Genomic DNA, 18071 nt, shown 5'->3' with positions numbered 1-18071 from the left:
GACCTACTTCACCTCGGCGATGCGCGAGGCCTCGGCGAGGTTGGCGCTGGTGATCAGCACGGGGGTCAGGCTGACGCTCTTGGGCGCCGCGCCCGTCTTGATCTTGTCGACCGCCTGGCGAAGGGCGGTGCGGATCTGCTGGCCGGGGTTCTGCTCGACCGAGGCGACCATCTCGCCGGCCTTGATCCGGGCCAGGGCCTCGGGGATGGCGTCGAAACCCAGCACCTTGATGCGGTTGGACGGGAAGCCCGCCGCGCGCACCGCTTCCAGCGCGCCCATGGCCATGTCGTCGTTCAGGCACAGGATCACGTCGGGCGGGGTGTCGTGCATCGAGGTCAGCACGTTCTGGGTGACCGTCAGGGCCTGGTCGCGCTTGGAGTTGGCGGTCTGCTCGGTGACGATCTTGAAGCCCGCGCCGCCGGCCGCCAGCCCTTCGTGCACGCCCTTGACCCGCTCGATCGAGCTGGAGCTGCCGGGGTCGTTGGTGATCACCACCACGCGGGCGCCGCCCGGATAGGTCTTGACCACCCAGTCGGCCATGGCGCGGCCCCCGGCGACGTTGTCGGCCCCGATATGCGGCACGGGGGTCTTCGCGCCGGCGATGTTGCGGTCGACCGAGATCACCGCCACGCCCTGCTTGGTCAGCTCGTCCGCGGCGGTCGCCAGCGCCTTGGAGTCGGTCGGAGCGACGATCACCACCTTGGCGCCCTGCACGGCGGCGGCCTCGAGGTCGGCGATCTGCTTGGAGGAATTGTTCTGGGCGTCCAGAACCTGGACCTTGACGCCCAGCTTGGTCGCCTCATCCTCCAGCTCGCGACGCATGGCCACGAAGAAGGGCTGGGAGAGGTCGTTGAAGCTGACCACGATCTCGGACGCGCCGGCGCCACCGCGCGAACAGGCGCCCAACAGGCCCGCCGACACCCCGAAGCCGGCGGCCAAGCCGAAGAAGCGCCGACGGGACGGTAGCTGACGGGTCATGCTCTTCCTCTCCACGAACGATTATGCGGGACGTCGAGCGCCCTCATTTTTTGGAAGGGTGCATGGAAGGTAAATTCCATGTCAAGAAGAATAAGAAAAGACTTTTCATTATTTCCCCACCTCCGCACGGCAGTCCTGCCTGGCGCCGAGGCCGCACTTAACGGTCTTTTCAGCCAAGCATGGGCCTATGCTGGTCCGGAGGTCGCGCACTCTTCATGTCGCCGCCAGAGTTTCGTCCTGAAGGCGCCGCGAGTCCGGCGCGGCCCGCGTTCGAGGAGTCGAGCCGCGCCTACGGCTATCTGGACATCCTCGAAGCCAACCAGGACAGCGCCTGGATCCTGCGCGTCGACGGCGTCGTCGAGCATGCCAACCAGAAGGCCCTGGCCTTGTTCGGCGCCCCTGGCGCCCGCGTCGACTGGCGGGCCCTGTGGCCCGAGGAAAGCCGCTTCTCGCTAGACCGGTCCTTCAATTCCGCGACCGAGGGCGCGGTCGCTCGCTTTCGCGCCTTCCTAGGCGGCGCCGCCAAGGCCCGGATCTATTGCGACACCACCATCGCCCCGGTCAGGGACGCCGAGGGCCGCATTGTTCGCCTGCTGGCCACGGCGCGAGACGTCACCGAGGAGGTCGAGACCCAGGGCTTCCTGCGCACGGTCCTGCAATTGCTGCCCCTGCCCCTGACCGTCAGGAACGTCGAGGATCGCCGCTACGTCCTGATCAACCGCGCCGCCGAGGACGCCCTCGGCCTGGTCGCCGACGAGACGATCGGCCGGACCATCGACCAGGTGCTTCCCGCCGACCGCGCCGCGCGCACCCACGCCATCGAGGCGGCCGTCCTGCGCAGCGGCGAGATGCAGGTCCTGGAGGAGGCGATCGAGATCGGCGGCGAGACGCGCCATCTGCTGATCAAGACCCTGGCCACCTACGACGACATCGGCGCGCGCCACGTGGTCACCCTGGGCGAGGACGTCACGGCGCGCAGGCGGTCGGCCGAGGCCCTGCGCTCCGCCCTCGACCATGCCGAGCAGGCCAGCCAGGCCAAGAGCGCCTTCCTGGCCAATATGAGCCACGAGATCCGCACGCCGCTGAACGGCATCATCGCCGGCGCGGACCTGTTGTCGAAGACCCTGACCGAGCCTCGCGCCCGCGAGCTGGTCGAGATGATCGCCGCCTCGGGCCATAGTCTGGAGGGCCTGCTGTCCGACGTGCTGGACCTGGTCCGCATCGAAGCCGGCCACATGGTGATCGAGGCCGCGCCGTTCGAGCTGGGCGACATGGCCCGCTCGGTGGCCGCGCTCTGCGCCCTGCGCGCCGACGAGAAGGGCGTACGCCTGGACGTCACCGTATCGGACGCCGCCGAGCGGACCGTCACCGGCGACGGCGCACGCCTACGTCAGGTGCTGACCAACCTGCTGAACAACGCCGTCAAGTTCACCGACCGGGGCGAGGTCGCGCTGCGCGTGACGGTGGACGACCAGGGCCGCACCCGCTTCGAGGTGATCGACACCGGTATCGGCTTCGACGCGGTGATGAAGGCGCGGATCTGCGAACGCTTCCAGCAGGCCGACGCTTCGTTCACGCGCCGCTTCGGTGGTACGGGCCTGGGCCTGGCGATCTCGCGCGAGCTGGTTCAGCTGATGGGCGGAGAGCTCGACTGCGACAGCGCCCCCGGCGTGGGCTCGACGTTCTGGTTCGCCCTGCCCCTGGTCGCCTCCGCGCGGACGCCCGCGCCGGTCGAGGACACCGTCGAGGCGCCGGCTGGCGCGCCGCGCGTGCTGGTCGCCGACGACCACCCGACCAACCGCAAGGTCGTCGAGCTGATGCTGGCCGAGGTCGCCGACATCGTCACCGCGCAAAACGGCCTCGAGGCGGTCGAGATGTATGGCCTGGCTCCTCCCGACCTCGTCCTAATGGACATGCAAATGCCGGTGATGGACGGCCTGGAGGCCGTCCGGCGGATCCGGGCGCTGGAAACCGCGCGCGGCGCCGCGCGCGTCCCGATCATCATGCTGACGGCCAACGCCCGGCCCGAGCACGTCCGCGCCAGCCGCGAGGCCGGGGCCGACGTCCACCTGCAGAAGCCGATCACCAGCGCGGCGCTGTTCGCGGCGATCGGCGAGGCGATGGACGTCCGCACCGACGACGCCCAGGACGCGACACTCAGCGCCTGAGGCGGCCAAATTTTCCCGCGATCTTTACCCCGCCTTCGCACATCCCTGCGATAGTCCGTCACGAACAAAACAGTCGGCGATTTCATGGGCTTGGCATCAGCAGCGACAGTCTCGGACACGACGGTTTCGACCGGCGAGGGCGCGCGGGTCGCGCAACGCCTCGAAGCGGCGCGCCAGGTGGTCGAAAGCCGCTTTCTGGAAGCGGGTGACGTCTTGTCGCGAGCGGTCGAGGGCGTCGGCGCCCTGATCGCGGGACTGGACAGCATGCGGGGCAATCTCGACGCCGACACGGTGACCACCACCGCCGCCGACCTGGCCCGCGCCGCCGAGTCGCTGAAGTCGCTGCCCGACAGCCTGGGCCAGCGCCGCGAGCGGGTGGCCGAGCTGGTCAAGTTCGGCGATCGCCTGGGCGCCTGCATCGAGGAGATGCGCCAGCACCTGGCCTATCTCCGCGTCTTCGCCATCAACATCAAGATCACCTCGGGCGGCATCGCCGCCGCCGGGCCGGAGTTCGCGATCTTCGCTCAGGAGATCTACGACTGCATCGAGATGGGCCGCACCCAGCTGGACGCCTTCGCCGGCGAGCTGGCCGGCCTGGACCACACCCTGCGCGGCGCGCTGGTCCACGAGCAGGAACTGGCTCGCGACTGCGTGGCGCTGCTGCCGGCGGTGCCCGACGCCCTGACGGCCAGCGCCAGCGCCATCGCCGCCCACCACGCCCGCATCGTCGAGGTCGCCCTGAGCGTCGCGACCCTGGCGCGCGATGTTCAGAAGAAGGTCGGTTCGGGCCTGGCCGCCCTGCAGATCGGCGACATCACCCGTCAGCGGATCGAGCACGTCCAGGCGGGCCTGCGCTATCTGGACGAGTCGGCCGAGGTCGCCGGCCTGGACGCCGAACCGCGCGCCCGGGCTCACGCCTTCATGCACCGCCTGCTGGGCGCCCAGCTGACCGCGACGGCCGAGGATTTCCATCGCGAGGTCTCGCGCATCGGCCAGAACGTGATCGGCATGGCCGCCGACGCCGCCGAGCTGCTGCGCCTGCGCGACCTGGCCTCGGGCCAGACGGAGGGCGCGGAGACGAACTTCCTGCGCGACCTGGAAGGCAATGTCGGCCAGGCCCTGGAGCTGGTCGGCGACATGACCGCCGGCGAGCAGGCCGCCGAGGACGTCAGCCGCTCGGCCGCCGTCTCGGCCCGCGATCTGTCCGAGCGTATCGCCGGCATCCAGAACATCCGCGCCGACGTCCAGATGATGGCGCTGAACACCACGCTGAAGTGCAGCCGCATCGGCGAGACCGGCAAGCCCTTGGGCGTCATCGCCATCGAGCTGCGCCAGCACGCCATCCATCTGGAGAAGTCGGCGGGCCTGACCACCAGCGCCCTGGAGGGGCTGTTCAACGCCGCCGAGTCCCTGGGTCAGCGCGAAGCCGTCCAGGACGCCGAGGACGGCAAGGCCGCCGCCGCCGCCAATGTGCTGAGCGACGCGGTCACCCGGATCGGCAAGGCCGGCGACGGCGTCGAGCACGCCCTGGCCGCCGTGGCCCGTCAGGGCGCGGAAGTCGTGGACATGCTGCGTCGCGCTTCCCAGCGCTTCGACTTCCACAAGCAGATCGGCTCGGTGCTCGACGAAACCGCCGCGCAGCTCCAGGGCATGGCCGGCGACGGCGACATCGCCACCGACGACATCGCCGCGGCCCTGCGCCCGACCGTCGACCGCCTGGCCAAGCAGTACACCATGGCCCAGGAGCGCGAGGTCCATCGCGCCCTGACCGAAGGGCTGGGCGAGGGTCCGGTCGAGGTCGAGGCCGAAGTCACGGCCGTCGAGGACGACGACCTGCTGTTCTAGGAATTGAGCTCTCCATCTCCCCCTTGGGCGAGCAGGATGAATGAGCCTTACCGGCTCGCCGCGCGCAGCATCTCGGCCGCCAGGTTCTGCAAGGGGGCCACGCGGTCGACGCAGCCCAGCGCGATGGCTTCCTTTGGCATGCCGAACACCACCGAAGTGGCCTCGTCCTGGGCCAGGGTGAAGGCGCCCGCCTGCTTCATCTCGGCCATGCCCCGCGCGCCGTCGTCGCCCATGCCGGTCATGATCACGCCCACCGCGTTCGAGCCCGCCGAACGGGTCGCCGAGCGGAAAAGGACATCCACGGAGGGCCGGTGGCGCGAGACCAGCGGCCCGTCCTTGACCGAGACGTAATAGCGGGCGCCGCTGCGCTCCAGCAGGGTGTGCTTGTTGCCCGGCGCGATCAGCACCCGGCCACGGCGCACGGTGTCGCCGTCCTCGGCTTCCTTCACCTCCACCGCGCACAGGCTGTCCAGCCGCTTGGCGAACGAGGCGGTGAACTTCTCGGGCATGTGCTGGACGATGACGACGCCGGGTGAGTCCGGCGGCAGGGCTTCCAGCAGCACGCGCAGGGCCTCGGTCCCGCCCGTCGAGGCGCCGATGCAGATGATCGATTCCGTCGTGCGGGCCATCGCCTTGGCCGCGCCCGGGGGCGGCAGCATGGCGTCGGCGGTGAGTTTCTTCTCCGGCGCATGGTCGGGACGGACGAACTGCGGGACCGGACGCTTGGAGCCGGGAATCCGCGCGCCGGCCGCGGCCTTCACCGCGTCGCAGATACGGATCTTCGATTCCAGCAGGTGGTCGGCGACGCCCATCTTGGGCTTGAGGATGATGTCGACCGCGCCGGCCTCCAGCGCCTGCAGCAGGGTCTCGGACCCGGCCTCGGTCAGGGACGAGCACATCACCACGGGGATCGGCTTCTGCGCCATCAGCTTGCGCAGGAAGGTGATGCCGTCCATGCGCGGCATCTCGACGTCCAGGGTGATGACGTCGGGAATCTCCTCCGCGATGCGCTTGGCGGCCACGAACGGGTCGGAGGCGACGCCCAGCACCTCGATCTGCGGGTCCTCGGACAGGATCGAGGCCAGCGTCTGCCGCACGGTGGCGGAGTCGTCGATGATCAGAACACGGATCTTCCTGCCCGCGATCATGGCGTTCCCTACCGCTTCTGGAACACGGTGTTGGCGATCTGCACGACCGGCAGGTCGATGCCGACGATCGACTCCGAGTGTCCCAGGAACAGATACCCGCCAGGCGCCAGATGGTTGCATAGGCGCTTGAGCACCTTGGCCTGGGTCACCTTGTCGAAATAGATCAGGATGTTGCGGCAGAAGACGACGTCGAGATCGGTCTCGATCGGATAGGCGTCATCCATCAGGTTCAGGCGGGCGAACGACAGCTTGCCGCGCAGTTCCGGCTTGATCCGGATCTCGGCGCGCGAGGCGTCGCGGGCCCGCATCAGATAGCGCTGGCGGCGCGCCATCGAGACCGGCTCGATCATCTGTTCCGAGAAGCGGCCGGCGATCGCCTGGTCCAGCACCTCGGTGCAGATGTCGGTGCACAGGATCGAATAGTCGAGACCGCGCTGCTTCTCGCAGAACTCGTCCATGATCATGGCGATCGTGTAGGGCTCGGCGCCCGTCGAACAGGCCGAGCTCCAGATCTTGATCTCGCGCTTGCCCTTGGCCGCCAGGGCCGGCAGCCCCTTGGCGACCAGAAAGTCGAAATGGGCCGGCTCGCGGAAGAACTCGGTCTTGTTGGTGGTGACCGCGTCGATCAGGTGGATGGTCTCGGCGGCCAGGCCGTCTTCCTCGAACAGGAAGTGGCAGTATGCGTTGACGTCGGGGATCCGCGTGGCCCGCATGCGGCGGCGCAGACGGCCTTCCAGCATGGTGCGCTTGTTGGCCGGCATCTTGATGCCGCTGTAATCCTGGATGAACGTCGCCAGGCGCTGGAAATTGCGGGCGCTGAGTTGTTCGGCTTCGGGCGCCTGCAGGGCGACGGCGGCATGTCTCGACACGGGCTTCTCCGTTCGCGGCGTCTGTCGCGCCGCTGTCTCTTCGACGGCCTGTTCTAGGCCGCTTGGCTGAGGGCGGCGGCGTCCTGGCTGGTCAGCAGGCGGGCGAGGTCGAAGATGACCACGAAGCCCCCCTTCCCAGCGGCCGAGTCACGACGCACCACGCCCTTGATGTATTCCGATCGCCACGGCACGCCGATATCCGGCGCGGCCTCGACCTGGTCTTCCGAGAAGGCCACGACCTCGATCACGCGGTCGGCGATCAGGCCCAGCGACAGCACACGGTCCTCCAGCGGCACGTCCAGCACCAGGATGCGGGTCGCGCCGGTCGGCGGAATGGCTGGCAGGCCCAGCTTCAGGCGCAGGTCGATGGTCGGCGTGCCCCGGCCGCGCACGTCGGTCAGGCCCATCAGGTAGCTGGGCCCTTCCGGGATCGCGAACGGCGCCTGGTAGTCGAGGATCTCGCGGACATGGGCGACCGACACCGCGAAGACCTCGGCGCCGAGCCCCAGGGTGACGAACTGCTGATCAGCGGCGCCGGCCATCAGGCGTACTCGCGGAAGTCGGCGTCGTCGGCGTCCGGGCCACCCTGGCTGAGGTCGAGGGCGAAGCCGTTGGCGCGAGCCTGCTGGGCGGCGACCGTCTGGCGCGGCGCCGAAGCGGCCGGCTTGCGAGCGGTCGATGCGGCCGGGCGCTTGGCCGGCGCGCGGACGGGACGACGCGCCGCCGTGGTGTTGCCGGTGCGGAAGTAGGCGATGGAGGTCTGCAGTTCCTCGGCCTGGGCGGCGAGCTCTTCCGAGGTGGCCGACATCTGCTCCGAGGCCGAAGCGTTCTGTTGCGTGACCTTGTCCAACTGCTGGATGGCCTCGTTGATCTGCGAGGCGCCGATGTCCTGCTCGCGGCAGGCGGCGCTGATCTCGGAGACCAGCTCGGCGGTCTTGCGGATGTTCGGCACCAGGGTGGTCAGCATCTCGCCGGCCGACTGGGCGGCCTTCACCGTGTCGGACGACACGGCGCTGATCTCGGCGGCGGCGGTCTGCGAGCGCTCGGCCAGCTTGCGCACTTCCGAGGCGACGACGGCGAAGCCACGACCGTGCTCGCCGGCGCGGGCGGCCTCGACGGCGGCGTTCAGGGCCAGCAGGTCGGTCTGGCGGGCGATTTCCTGCACGATCGTGATCTTCTCGGCGATCGTCTGCATGGCGTCGACGGCCTTGGTCACGGCCTGGCCCGAGGTCTCGGCGTCGATCGCCGACTGGCGGGCGATCTTCTCGGTCTGGGCGGCGTTGTCGGCGTTCTGCTTGATGTTCGAGGCCATCTCTTCCATCGAGGCCGAAGCCTCCTCGGCCGACGAGGCCTGTTCGGTTGCGCCTTGGCTGACCTGCTCCGAGGCCGCCGACAGCTCCTGGCTGCCGGCCGAGACATTCTCGGAGGCCGAGATGGCGTCCGAGACCACGCCGCGCAGGCGTTCGATCATGACGTTCACGTGGCCCAGCAGGTCGGCGATCTCGTCCTTGGTGGTGATGTCGATCGTCTTGGTCAGGTCACCGTCGGCGACCGAGCGAACCGCCTCCGAGGCGCGGTTCAGGCCCTTGCTGACCGTCATCGAGATATAGACCGCGGCGGCGGCGGCGATCAGCAGCGAGACGGCCGCGAGGATGATCAGGCTGTTGCGGACCTTGGCGAAGTCTTCGTCGGCCTTGTCGGTGGCGGCGTTCAGCTGAGCCTGCGACAGCTCGACCAATTCTTGCACCTGCGCGCTCGCCTCGGTGACCGCCTTGCGGCCCTCGCCCATCGAGACGGCCGTGGCGCCGGCGTCGTTGTTGACGACGGCCAGGCCGTAGACCCGTTCATGCGCGCTGAGCAGACGCTCCCAGGCGCCGCCCAGGGCCTGCCACCTGGGCTTGCCCTCGGCCGTGGCCAGGCCCTCGGCCTTGGCCAGCAGCGCTTCGAAGGTCTTCTTCTCCTTCTCGACCGACGCCTCGAGGGTCTTCACTTCCTCGGGGGTGTCGACCAGGACCATGTTCTTCTCGAACCGCACCACATTCAGCATGTGGATGTTCAGCTCCTGCGCCGCCTGCAGGCGGACGGCCGGGCCATCGACCATCGCGTTCATGTCGCGGTTGGTCGAGGACAGGCTGTTCACGCCGAACAGGGTGGCCGTCAGCAACAGGGCGATGATCAGGCCGAAAGCCAAACCCAGTTGGAGCTTGATAGTGAAACGCATGGTCTTGATCCTTCGGCGTGAGCGGGGTCGAGGGTCAGTCAGTATTCAGTGAATTCGCGGTCGTCGGCGTCCGGGCCGCCCTGGCTGAGGTCCAGGGCGAAACCTTGGGCGCGGGCCTGCTGGGCGGCGACGGCGCGCGGCGCCTTGCGGGCGGCGGCCTTCGGCGCGACCGGCTTGGCGGCGGCGCGGGCTGGCAGGCGCACGACCGGCGCCGAGGCGGCGGGCTTGCGCACGCCCTGGCCGCCATTCGACAGGCGGAAGTAGGCGATCGAGGTCTGCAGTTCCTCGGCCTGGGCGGCGAGCTCCTCGGACGTGGCCGACATCTGCTCCGAGGCCGAAGCGTTCTGTTGCGTGACCTTGTCCAACTGCTGGATGGCCTCGTTGATCTGCGAGGCGCCGATGTCCTGCTCGCGGCAGGCGGCGCTGATCTCGGAGACCAGCTCGGCGGTCTTGCGGATGTTCGGCACCAGGGTGGTCAGCATCTCGCCGGCCGACTGGGCGGCCTTCACCGTGTCGGACGACACGGCGCTGATCTCGGTGGCGGCGGTCTGCGAACGCTCGGCCAGCTTGCGCACTTCCGAGGCGACGACGGCGAAGCCACGGCCGTGCTCGCCGGCGCGGGCGGCCTCGACGGCGGCGTTCAGGGCCAGCAGGTCGGTCTGGCGGGCGATTTCCTGCACGATGGCGATCTTCTCGGCGATCGTCTGCATGGCGTCGACGGCGCGATTGACCGCTTCACCCGAGGCCTCGGCGTCGATCGCCGACTGGCGGGCGATCTTCTCGGTCTGGGCGGCGTTGTCGGCGTTCTGCTTGATGTTCGAGGCCATCTCTTCCATCGAGGCCGAAGCCTCTTCGGCCGAAGAGGCCTGTTCGGTGGCGCCTTGGCTGACCTGCTCGGAGGCCGCCGACAGTTCCTGGCTGCCCGCCGAGACATTCTCCGAGGCCGAGATGGCGTCCGAGACCACGCCCCGCAGGCGCTCGACCATGCGTTCCAGGGCGATGCCCAGCGTGTCCTTGTCCGACAGAGGCTTGGTCTCGACGGTCAGGTCGCCGTCGGCCACCTTGTCGGCGACGGCGGCGGTGGCGCGCAGATTTTCGGTCATGCGGTTGACCGTATCCACGAGGTCCTTGATCTCGTCGTTGGTCGTGATGTTGACGCGCTGGTCCAGGTCGCCCAGGGCGACGGCGTTGGCCAGATCGGCGATCTTGGCGAGGCCCTTGCCGATCGTGAGCGAGATCCAGGCCGCGGCCGCGACACCGATCAGCAGCGAGCCGATCACCACGGCGATCAGGACGTTCCGGGCGGCGGCGAAGGTCTGGTTGCCTTCCTCGTCGGCAGCGTGCAGGCGCTGGGTGTTGAAAGCCACCAGATCGTCAACGCGCTGGCTCACGGCGTTGGTCGCCGGACGCTGCACGGTCGACATCATCGTCACCGCCTCGGCGCGGCGTCCCGACATCAGGGCCTCGCGCTGCTTCAGGTCGATCGCGGCGTAGGTTTCCCAGTCCTGCTCGAGGGCGGTCCACTTGACCTTGGCGTCATCGCTGGTCGCCTTGGCCACGCCCTGGTCGATCAGGCTCTGGACTTCCTTGCGCTGCTTGTCGGCCTTCTCGTTCTGGCCGCGCAGTTCGTCGTCGTTGGTCGCCAGAGCCATGTTCTTCTGGGCGCGGGTGATCTGCAGCAGGGCGATGTTGGCGGCCTGGGCGCGTTGCAACTGGGCCATCGGCCCGACGATCATCGCGGTCTGGGCCGAGTTGATCTTGTTCAGCGAGCTGATGCCCAGCAGCGTCGAAGCCGTCATCAGGACGATGAGCAGGCCGAAGGCCAGGCCGAGCTTGAGTTTGATGGTGAAGCGCATGTGGAAGGTCCAGCTCAGGCTTGCGCCGCGTTGATGGGGGTGACGACGGCGGTCTGGCCGCGCGCCGCGAAGATCTGGTCGAGGTCGGGGATGACGATCACGTCGCCGTCCCGGCGCGCGAGCAGGCGAATGAAGTCCGCGCGCCATTTCAGGCCGACGCGCGGCGCGTCCTCGGTGATGTCGTGGGCGATGGAAGTGACTTCGTGGACCTTGTCGGCGCGAAGGCCGATCAGGGTCGGCTCACCATCCAGCGCGTGCTCGATGACGACGATGCGGCTGTCGATCGTGGGCTCGGCCGCCTCCATGTCGAAGGCGACGCGCAGGTCGACCAGCGGGATGACCCGGCCCCGGAAGTTGATCACCGCGCCGACGAAGGCCGGGGCGCCCGGCACGTCGGTCTCGGGCAGCAGGTCCAGCACCTCGCGCACGAGGCCGGCTTCGAGGGCGAAGGTCTCGCCGCGCAGGTCGAAGGTCAGGGCCTCGATCGGGCCGGTCGGAAGTTCGGTGGTCATGTCCGGGCCCCTTCTCAGCTGGCGGCGCGCGTCTGCGCGTCGTGGCGTTGACCGGCGGCCACTAGGCTGCCGATGTCGAGGATCAGGGCCACGCCGCCATCCCCCAGGATCGTCGCGCCCGAGAAGGCGCCGACGTCGGCATGGAACGGCGACAGCGGCTTGATGACGGTCTGGTGGTCGCCGAGGATCTGGTCGACGACCAGCCCGACGCGCTCATGTCCGCCCGTGGAGACCACGACGATCTTCTGGTGCGGATCGGGCGCCAGGCCGGTCTTGAACATCTGCCGCAGGCGGATGAACGGCACCAGTTGGTCGCGCAGGGTGATCAGGCTGCGGCCCGCCGAGCGTACGTCCTGCTCGACCGACAGCTCCACGCACTCCTCGACCGAGGACAGCGGGATGACGTAGCGGCCGCTTCCGACGCGAACCAGCAGGCCATCGATGATGGCCAGGGTCAGCGGGATGCGCAGCGAGACGACCGAGCCGTGGCCCGGGGTGCTGGTGATTTCGATCGCGCCCCGCAGGCCCTCGATGGTCTTCTTGACGACGTCCATGCCGACGCCGCGACCGGATAGGTTGGTGATCGCCGCCGCCGTCGAGAAGCCGGGGGCGAAGATCAGCTGCAGCAGTTCGTTGTCGCTGAGCACCTGACCCGGCTGGATCAGGCCGTTTTCCTCGGCCTTGGCGCGGACCCGGGCGCGATCGACGCCACGGCCGTCGTCGGTGATGGTGATCACCACCTCGGCGCCCGACTGGCGCGCCGCCAGGACGATGTGGCCGGTCTCGGACTTGCCGGCGGCGCGGCGTTGTTCGGGCGTCTCAAGGCCGTGGTCGGCCGAGTTGCGGATCAGATGGATCAGCGGGTCGGCGAGGCGTTCGATGACGGTCTTGTCCAGCTCGGTCGCCTCGCCCTCGGTCGAGAGCGTGATCGACTTGCCGGTGTCGCGCGCCAGGTCGTGGATCAGGCGGCGGAAGCGGCCGAACAGCTGAGCGATCGGCACCATGCGCACGACCATCATCGTGTCGCGCATTTCCGCGGCCAGGCGCTCGATTTCCTCGGCGACGGCGCGCAGCGCGATGTCGCTGCTGCTGGCGGCCAGTTGCTTGAGGCGCGACTGGGCGATCACCAGCTCGCCCACGCGGTCCATCATCTCGTCCAGGCGCTCGGCCGGGACGCGGACGGTGTCGCCGCTGGTCTTGGTGGCGCGGCCTTCGTTGGCGGCCTCCACGGGCGCGGCGGCGGCCTGCGACGCGACGGCGGCGGGCGCGGCCTCGGTGACGATCTCGGCGAGGGCTTCGACGGGCGCTTCGGCTGGAACCTCGACCGGCGTGACGTCCTGGATGTCCAGCGTCATGTCGTCGATCACGAAGATGAAGACGTCCTCGATCGCGTCGCGGCCGTGCTTGGTGACCAGGGTCACGTCCCAGGCCAGATGGCACTCGGTCGGCACCAGGGCGTCGAAATCGGGAACGGCGTCGGTGACGGCGACGACCGTGCAGTCGCCCAGCTCGCGCAGTTCGTCCAGCAGCGGCAATGGGCGGGTGCCGTTGACCAGGGCGTCGGCCGGCAGGCTGAGCGTCACGCGCCAGGTCTTGAGGCTGGGGGCGGCGGGCGTCGAGGCCGGGGCGGCGGCGGACGCGGCGGGCGTCTCGACGGCCGAGCCGCCGGCGCTGGCGACCACGCGGTGCAGTTCGGCCAGCAGGGCCTCGCCGACGGCCGCCTCGGCCGGTCGGCCCTCGGCCAGGGCTCGCATGTGGTCCTGGCAGGCCAGGACCGCGCCGACCAGTTCGGAGGTCGCGGCGACCTCGCCCTTCCGGACGCGGTCGAAGGCGGTTTCACAGTGGTGGGTGAAGGCGGCGAGGGCGTCGAAGCCGAACATGGCGCCCGAGCCCTTCAGGGTGTGGAGGCCGCGGAAGACGGCGTCCACCAGATCACGATCCCCGGGACGGTGGGCCAGATCGAGCAGGCCCTGCTCGATGTCCTCGAACAGCTCCTGCGCTTCCTGGCGGAAGATCTCGACGGGATCCTGACCGCTCACTTGGCGAGGACCTTCTTGACGACCCGGACTAGTTGCTCGGGATCGAAGGGCTTGGTCAGCCAGCCGGTGGCCCCGGCCGCCTTGGCCTGCGCCTTGATCTCGGCGTCGGATTCGGTGGTCAGGAACAGGATCGGCACGCCGGCGCCGGCCGGGCGCTTGCGCAGCTCGCGGATCATGGCCAGGCCGTCCATGACCGGCATGTTCAGGTCTGTGACGATAAGGTCGAAGCCGCCGGCGCTGCCCTTGTCCAGGCCGTCCTGGCCGTTGACGGCCTCGGTCACGGCGTAGCCTTCGCCGCTCAGGGCGATCTTGATCGCCTGACGGATGCTGGCGGAATCGTCGACGGTGAGGATCGCGGTCATTGAGCTGCCCCTTGAAGCCAGAACTGGGCGCGGTCCGAGGTTTCGTCGTCCAGGAATCCGCCGCGCCGGAGGACTTCCAGTAGTGAGCCAGCGGCCGGCGTGTTGAGCGACAGGCCGACGCCGTTCTCGCCCGCCTTGCGCCGAGCCGATTCCAAGAGTTGGACGAACGTCAGATCAGTGTCGGTCAGGTCCTGAATATCGATGACAATGGCGCCCTGCTCGCGAAGCAAGGCTCCGAGCTGCTCATGGGCTTCACCGATATTTGAAATCGTCACCTCACCGGCGAACGAGATCGTTCCTGATCCGACGTCAGACAATAAAGTCGCCCCCGCGACAAATATATATCGCCGATATGCGAAATATTTGGCTGTGGAAACTTTGTAGGCCGCGCCCTTAAATTACGGTAAATGGGACAACCTGAGGCGGAGCGGCAATTTGTCTCGATTTTTCCGACGCCGAGGGTCTCGTGCGCGTACGGAGCTTCACGGCAAGGGCTCCACCCTCAACGGTTGCGCCCGAACGAGCCAGCCCGCGACGGAATGACGCACCGAAGACAAACAAAAAGGGGCCGCGCTCTGCGCGGCCCCAAGGCGTCGATCTGGAAAGGACCGTCTTAGAACTTGTAGCGGACCCCGAGCCGATAGTTCGGACCGCTGGCGCCGTACGACTGGATGACCGGATCGGTGTAGCTGTAGCGGGTGGCCTTCTCGTCGGTGATGTTCAACGCCTCGAAGGTGATGCTGACCTGCTTGAGCGGCGAGTAGCGCACCGACATGTCGACGTTGGTCGTCGCCGCCGAGGCCCCGAACTCGTTGATCAGCGGGCTGTCGCACGCCGAGCCGTTGGCCTGGAGGCCGGGATCGCAGCTGCCGGCCGTCAACGGATAGGTCGTCTTGTAGGCGTCGCGCTTGGCCATCGAGACGCGGGCGTTGAATTTCTCGGTCTCGTAATAGACCGTCAGATTCAGGCCCTTGGGCGAGGCCCCCAGCCAGGGCCCCTTGCCGTAGGTCGGCGCCTTGGTGACCGTGCCCGCGCCCGCGACGACCGTACCCGGATCGAGGATATAGGTCAGCCGGGTGTCCAGCTTGGTCATGTTGAACTGCACGCCCAGGTTCTTGAAGTACCAGGGCAGGAAGGTCAGGTCCTGCTGGAAGTTGAACTCCCAGCCTTGCAGGTAGCCCCCCGGCGCGTCGCGAACCTGACGGGCCAGGACGGGGTTGTCGGCGTCGATATAGGCGCGGCGGAAGACGTCGCCGCCGGTCTCGCCGGGGAACTGCAGCTTGAGGGCCGCGATCGCGTCGGCGTCCAGGAAGTTCGACAGCGGCGCTTCGTAGAAGACGGTCTGCGGGAAGCTGTCGATGTCCTTGCGGAAGTACGCCAGGCTGATCAGGCCGCCCTTGTTGAAGTACCACTCGGCGGCGATGTCGTAGGCCTTGCCGCGGAACGGCGAGAGCTTGGTGTTGCCGACCGTGATCGTGCCGCCGATGGACGAACCGTCGCCCGGAATGCTGATGCCGGTGACGGCCGGCGACAGGTTGCCCAGCAGCGGACGCGCCATGACCTTGGCCGCGGCGAAGCGGATATAGAGGTTGTCGTACGCCTCCCAGGTCAGGTTCCCCGACGGCAGAGTATCGGTGTAGCTGTTCTCGCCGGTGATACGGCGGCCGGCGGTCGTTTCGCCATAGGCCAGCACGTCCGTCTCGGCCTGGCGCACGCCGACGTTACCGAACAGGCGACGGCCGCCCCAGACTTGGTAGTCGAAGTTGAACTGCGCGTAGTACGACAGGTTCTTCTCCGTCACGCCGAAGCTGGCGGTGCGGTTGCGCTTCCGGGTGATGCGGAAATCGCCGTACTTGTTGATGCAGTTGCAGTCGAAGCCGAAGACGCTGCTGAACGCTTCCAGGTTGGGCGCGAAGAAGCTGGTCGTCGATCCCGTCGGCACGTCCAGGCCATCGCCGAACTCGATCACTTGGCCCAGCGAGGAGACGGTGACCTTGGCCTCCTTCTCGGTCGGGTTCAGCAGGTCGCTGTTGCGCTCGTACTGGTCGGTCGAGAACTCGAACTGACGCTTGGTGACGCCCCCCTTGATGGTCCAGTGATCGTCCAGATCGTAGGTCAGATCGATCTTGCCGCCCTTGTAGTCGTTGATCGTCGTGCGCCGATAATTGCGCATGGCCGAGAAGCCCTTGACGATCCCCCACTGGTTCGGATCGGCGGCGTTGAAGCCGACGTCGAACTTGGGCATGCCCGTCGCGCCGCGCTCGTCGAAGACGAACGGCCCTTGCACGTCCATGGCGTTGAACTCGACCAGGGTGCCGACGTTGACGTTCTCCGAACGCGAGGTCCCGACCGAGACCTGAGCCTTCAGCTTGTCGCTGAACTCGTGGTCCAGGTTGACGGACACCTGGCGAAAGTCGGTGGTGTAGGCGCCACGATCGGCGCCCGAGCGCCAATCGACATTGGCCAGCTTCAGATATTCGGCGTTCTGGCCGACCACCTCGGCGTCCAGCACCTTGACCGCCGGACGGCCGATCAGCTGGCCGCGGAACGGCAGGGTCGAGGCCTCGCCAGCGTAACCGGGGGAATTCGGGTTGGTGTAGTAGTCATAAGCGTCGAGATTGTAGGGATTGTAGCTGTAGGCATAACCCGCCAGCGGCGTCGCGCCGTTCAGCGCCTGACCGCAGTCGGTGCCGGGCGAGAGCTCGGTCTCGGCGGCGAAGGTGCAGGTCCCGGGATAGAGGCCGCGCCGCTGGGCGTCGGTCATGGCCGAGCCGTTGCGGACCGTCGCCGTCGGAACATTGGCCCCGTAAGAGTAGCTGGCGTTGGTGTTGTTGCGGTTCAGGCCGACCGCGCCGATCTGGTAGTTGGTGCTGACGCTGTCGAACTTCGAATACAGGCCGTCGATGGTCAGACGCGTGCGCTCGGCCAGCTGCAGCTGGAACGATCCGGTCAAGCCCAGGCGCTCGGTCTCGACGTTTCGCTGGTTGATCGAGGCCAAGGCCGGGAAGCGGATCAGCGAGTTGTTGCAGCCCGGCGTGGTCGGGGTCAGGCCCGCCACCGCCTGGGCGGCGACCGCCGCGCAGCCCGGATAGAGCTTGGCGTAGGCGGCCGGATCCGAACCCGTCATCGCCGCATAGGCGGCCGGGTTGGCCATCGGGTTGTAGTAGTTGGCCGGATCGGCCTTGTAGGCGTTCAGCGCCGAGCCCGTCAGGGTGGTCGGGATCAGGGCGCTGAACACCGTGCCCGTCGGCGCCGCGAAGCCGGCGCGGCCGGGCAGTTCGTCGCCGGTCCAGGTCGAGCCGCGATAGACGTAGTCGGACGAACCGGTGCCGCGATTGTAGCTGTCGTCCTCGGAGTTGCGCTTGGCCCAGGCGGCCGAGACCAGCACGCCCATCTTGCCGTCGAACCAGCGGTCGGAGAACAGGCCGGTGATGCGCGGCGAGTGCTTCTTACCGTTCTGGTAATAGGAGTCCTCGGCCGAGAAGGCCATCTGGCTCTTCTTGTAGTCGAACGGGCGGCCGGTGATCAGGTCGACGGTCGCGCCCAGCGAGCCTTCGTCGGCCTCGGCCGAGGACGACTTGCGCACCCGCACCGAGCTGAACAGCTCCGAGGCAAAGGCGTTGAAGTCAAAGGCGCGCGAGCGGTTGGGACTGGAGCCGGCGTCATTGGCCGCGCCGGTCGACAGCGCCTCCATGTTATTGATCCGTACACGGCTGAAATCGCCCGACAGGCCGCGCACGCTGATCGTGCGGCCTTCGCCGTTGTCACGGTCGATCGAGATGCCCGGCAGGCGCTGCAGCGATTCCGCGAGGTTGGAGTCCGGGAAGTCGGCGATATCCTCGGCGTTGATGGCGTCCATCATCACGTCCGAGTTCTTCTTCAGGTTCAGCGCGCTCTGCAGAGAGGCGCGATAGCCGGTGACGACCACCTCGCTGACGGTCTCGGGCGGCGCGGGCGCCGCGGTCTGGGCGGCGACGAGACCCGGCGCGGCGGCGGCGAAGGCGGCGATGGAGACGCCGGCGAGCAGCCTGCCCCGGCGCTTGTTTCGATCGATGTTCATTTGGTTTCTCCCC

13 protein-coding genes are annotated in these 18071 nt (G+C 68.1%); 2 read left to right on the top strand and 11 right to left on the bottom strand.

The genetic code is table 11. The features are described from left to right. Positions 1–3 precede the first annotated feature (3 nt). Positions 4–978, bottom strand: coding sequence for a sugar ABC transporter substrate-binding protein (locus tag MZV50_RS02820; RefSeq protein ID WP_252632911.1), 975 nt, complete (start codon positions 976–978; stop codon positions 4–6). 215 nt (positions 979–1193) lie between these two features. Here MZV50_RS02820 and MZV50_RS02815 point away from each other — a divergent pair, with 215 nt between their 5' ends. Both MZV50_RS02815 and MZV50_RS02810 read left to right on the top strand, forming a co-directional pair. After that, a complete protein-coding gene (locus MZV50_RS02815; RefSeq protein ID WP_252632910.1) occupies positions 1194–3146 on the top strand; it encodes a PAS domain-containing hybrid sensor histidine kinase/response regulator in 1953 nt (650 codons plus the stop codon). Positions 3147–3230: 84 nt separating this feature from the next. Continuing rightward, positions 3231–4991, top strand: coding sequence for a hypothetical protein (locus MZV50_RS02810; protein ID WP_252632909.1), 1761 nt, complete (start codon positions 3231–3233; stop codon positions 4989–4991). 47 nt (positions 4992–5038) lie between these two features. Here MZV50_RS02810 and MZV50_RS02805 read toward each other — a convergent pair whose 3' ends face one another. The 10 genes from MZV50_RS02805 to MZV50_RS02760 all read right to left on the bottom strand — a co-directional run bounded on the left by MZV50_RS02805 (position 5039) and on the right by MZV50_RS02760 (position 18058). Next, entirely contained in the window at positions 5039–6139 is a 1101-nt protein-coding gene (locus MZV50_RS02805) for a protein-glutamate methylesterase/protein-glutamine glutaminase (RefSeq protein WP_252632908.1), read from the bottom strand. 8 nt (positions 6140–6147) lie between these two features. After that, positions 6148–7008: a CheR family methyltransferase gene (locus MZV50_RS02800; protein WP_252632907.1), complete on the bottom strand. Its 861-nt coding sequence runs from the start codon at positions 7006–7008 to the stop codon at positions 6148–6150. Positions 7009–7061: 53 nt separating this feature from the next. Continuing rightward, on the bottom strand, positions 7062–7550 hold the full coding sequence (locus MZV50_RS02795; RefSeq protein ID WP_252632906.1) for a chemotaxis protein CheW: 489 nt from the start codon (positions 7548–7550) through the stop codon (positions 7062–7064). Continuing rightward, complete coding sequence (locus tag MZV50_RS02790; protein ID WP_252632905.1) at positions 7550–9229, bottom strand: methyl-accepting chemotaxis protein; 1680 nt, start codon at positions 9227–9229, stop codon at positions 7550–7552. The genes MZV50_RS02795 and MZV50_RS02790 overlap by 1 nt, the downstream gene beginning before the upstream one ends. Positions 9230–9267: 38 nt before the next feature. Further along, positions 9268–11085, bottom strand: coding sequence for a methyl-accepting chemotaxis protein (locus MZV50_RS02785; protein ID WP_252632904.1), 1818 nt, complete (start codon positions 11083–11085; stop codon positions 9268–9270). 14 nt (positions 11086–11099) lie between these two features. Beyond that, positions 11100–11597, bottom strand: coding sequence for a chemotaxis protein CheW (locus tag MZV50_RS02780; RefSeq protein WP_252632903.1), 498 nt, complete (start codon positions 11595–11597; stop codon positions 11100–11102). A gap of 14 nt (positions 11598–11611) precedes the next feature. Further along, on the bottom strand, positions 11612–13636 hold the full coding sequence (locus MZV50_RS02775; RefSeq protein ID WP_252632902.1) for a chemotaxis protein CheA: 2025 nt from the start codon (positions 13634–13636) through the stop codon (positions 11612–11614). Further along, positions 13633–13998 carry a response regulator gene (locus MZV50_RS02770; protein ID WP_252632901.1) on the bottom strand — a complete coding sequence of 122 codons (366 nt, stop codon included), beginning with the start codon at positions 13996–13998 and terminating at the stop codon, positions 13633–13635. Before MZV50_RS02770 ends, MZV50_RS02775 begins: the two co-directional genes overlap by 4 nt. After that, entirely contained in the window at positions 13995–14315 is a 321-nt protein-coding gene (locus tag MZV50_RS02765) for an STAS domain-containing protein (protein ID WP_252632900.1), read from the bottom strand. Before MZV50_RS02765 ends, MZV50_RS02770 begins: the two co-directional genes overlap by 4 nt. Before the next feature lie 296 nt (positions 14316–14611). Then, entirely contained in the window at positions 14612–18058 is a 3447-nt protein-coding gene (locus MZV50_RS02760) for a TonB-dependent receptor domain-containing protein (protein ID WP_252632899.1), read from the bottom strand. Between the last annotated feature and the right edge of the window lie 13 nt (positions 18059–18071).

It is taken from the genome of Caulobacter segnis (assembly GCF_023935105.1).
Lineage (GTDB): Bacteria > Pseudomonadota > Alphaproteobacteria > Caulobacterales > Caulobacteraceae > Caulobacter > Caulobacter segnis_B.
The sequence above is the reverse complement of the archived record's forward strand: the minus strand, read 5'-3'. Positions and strand labels throughout refer to the sequence as shown.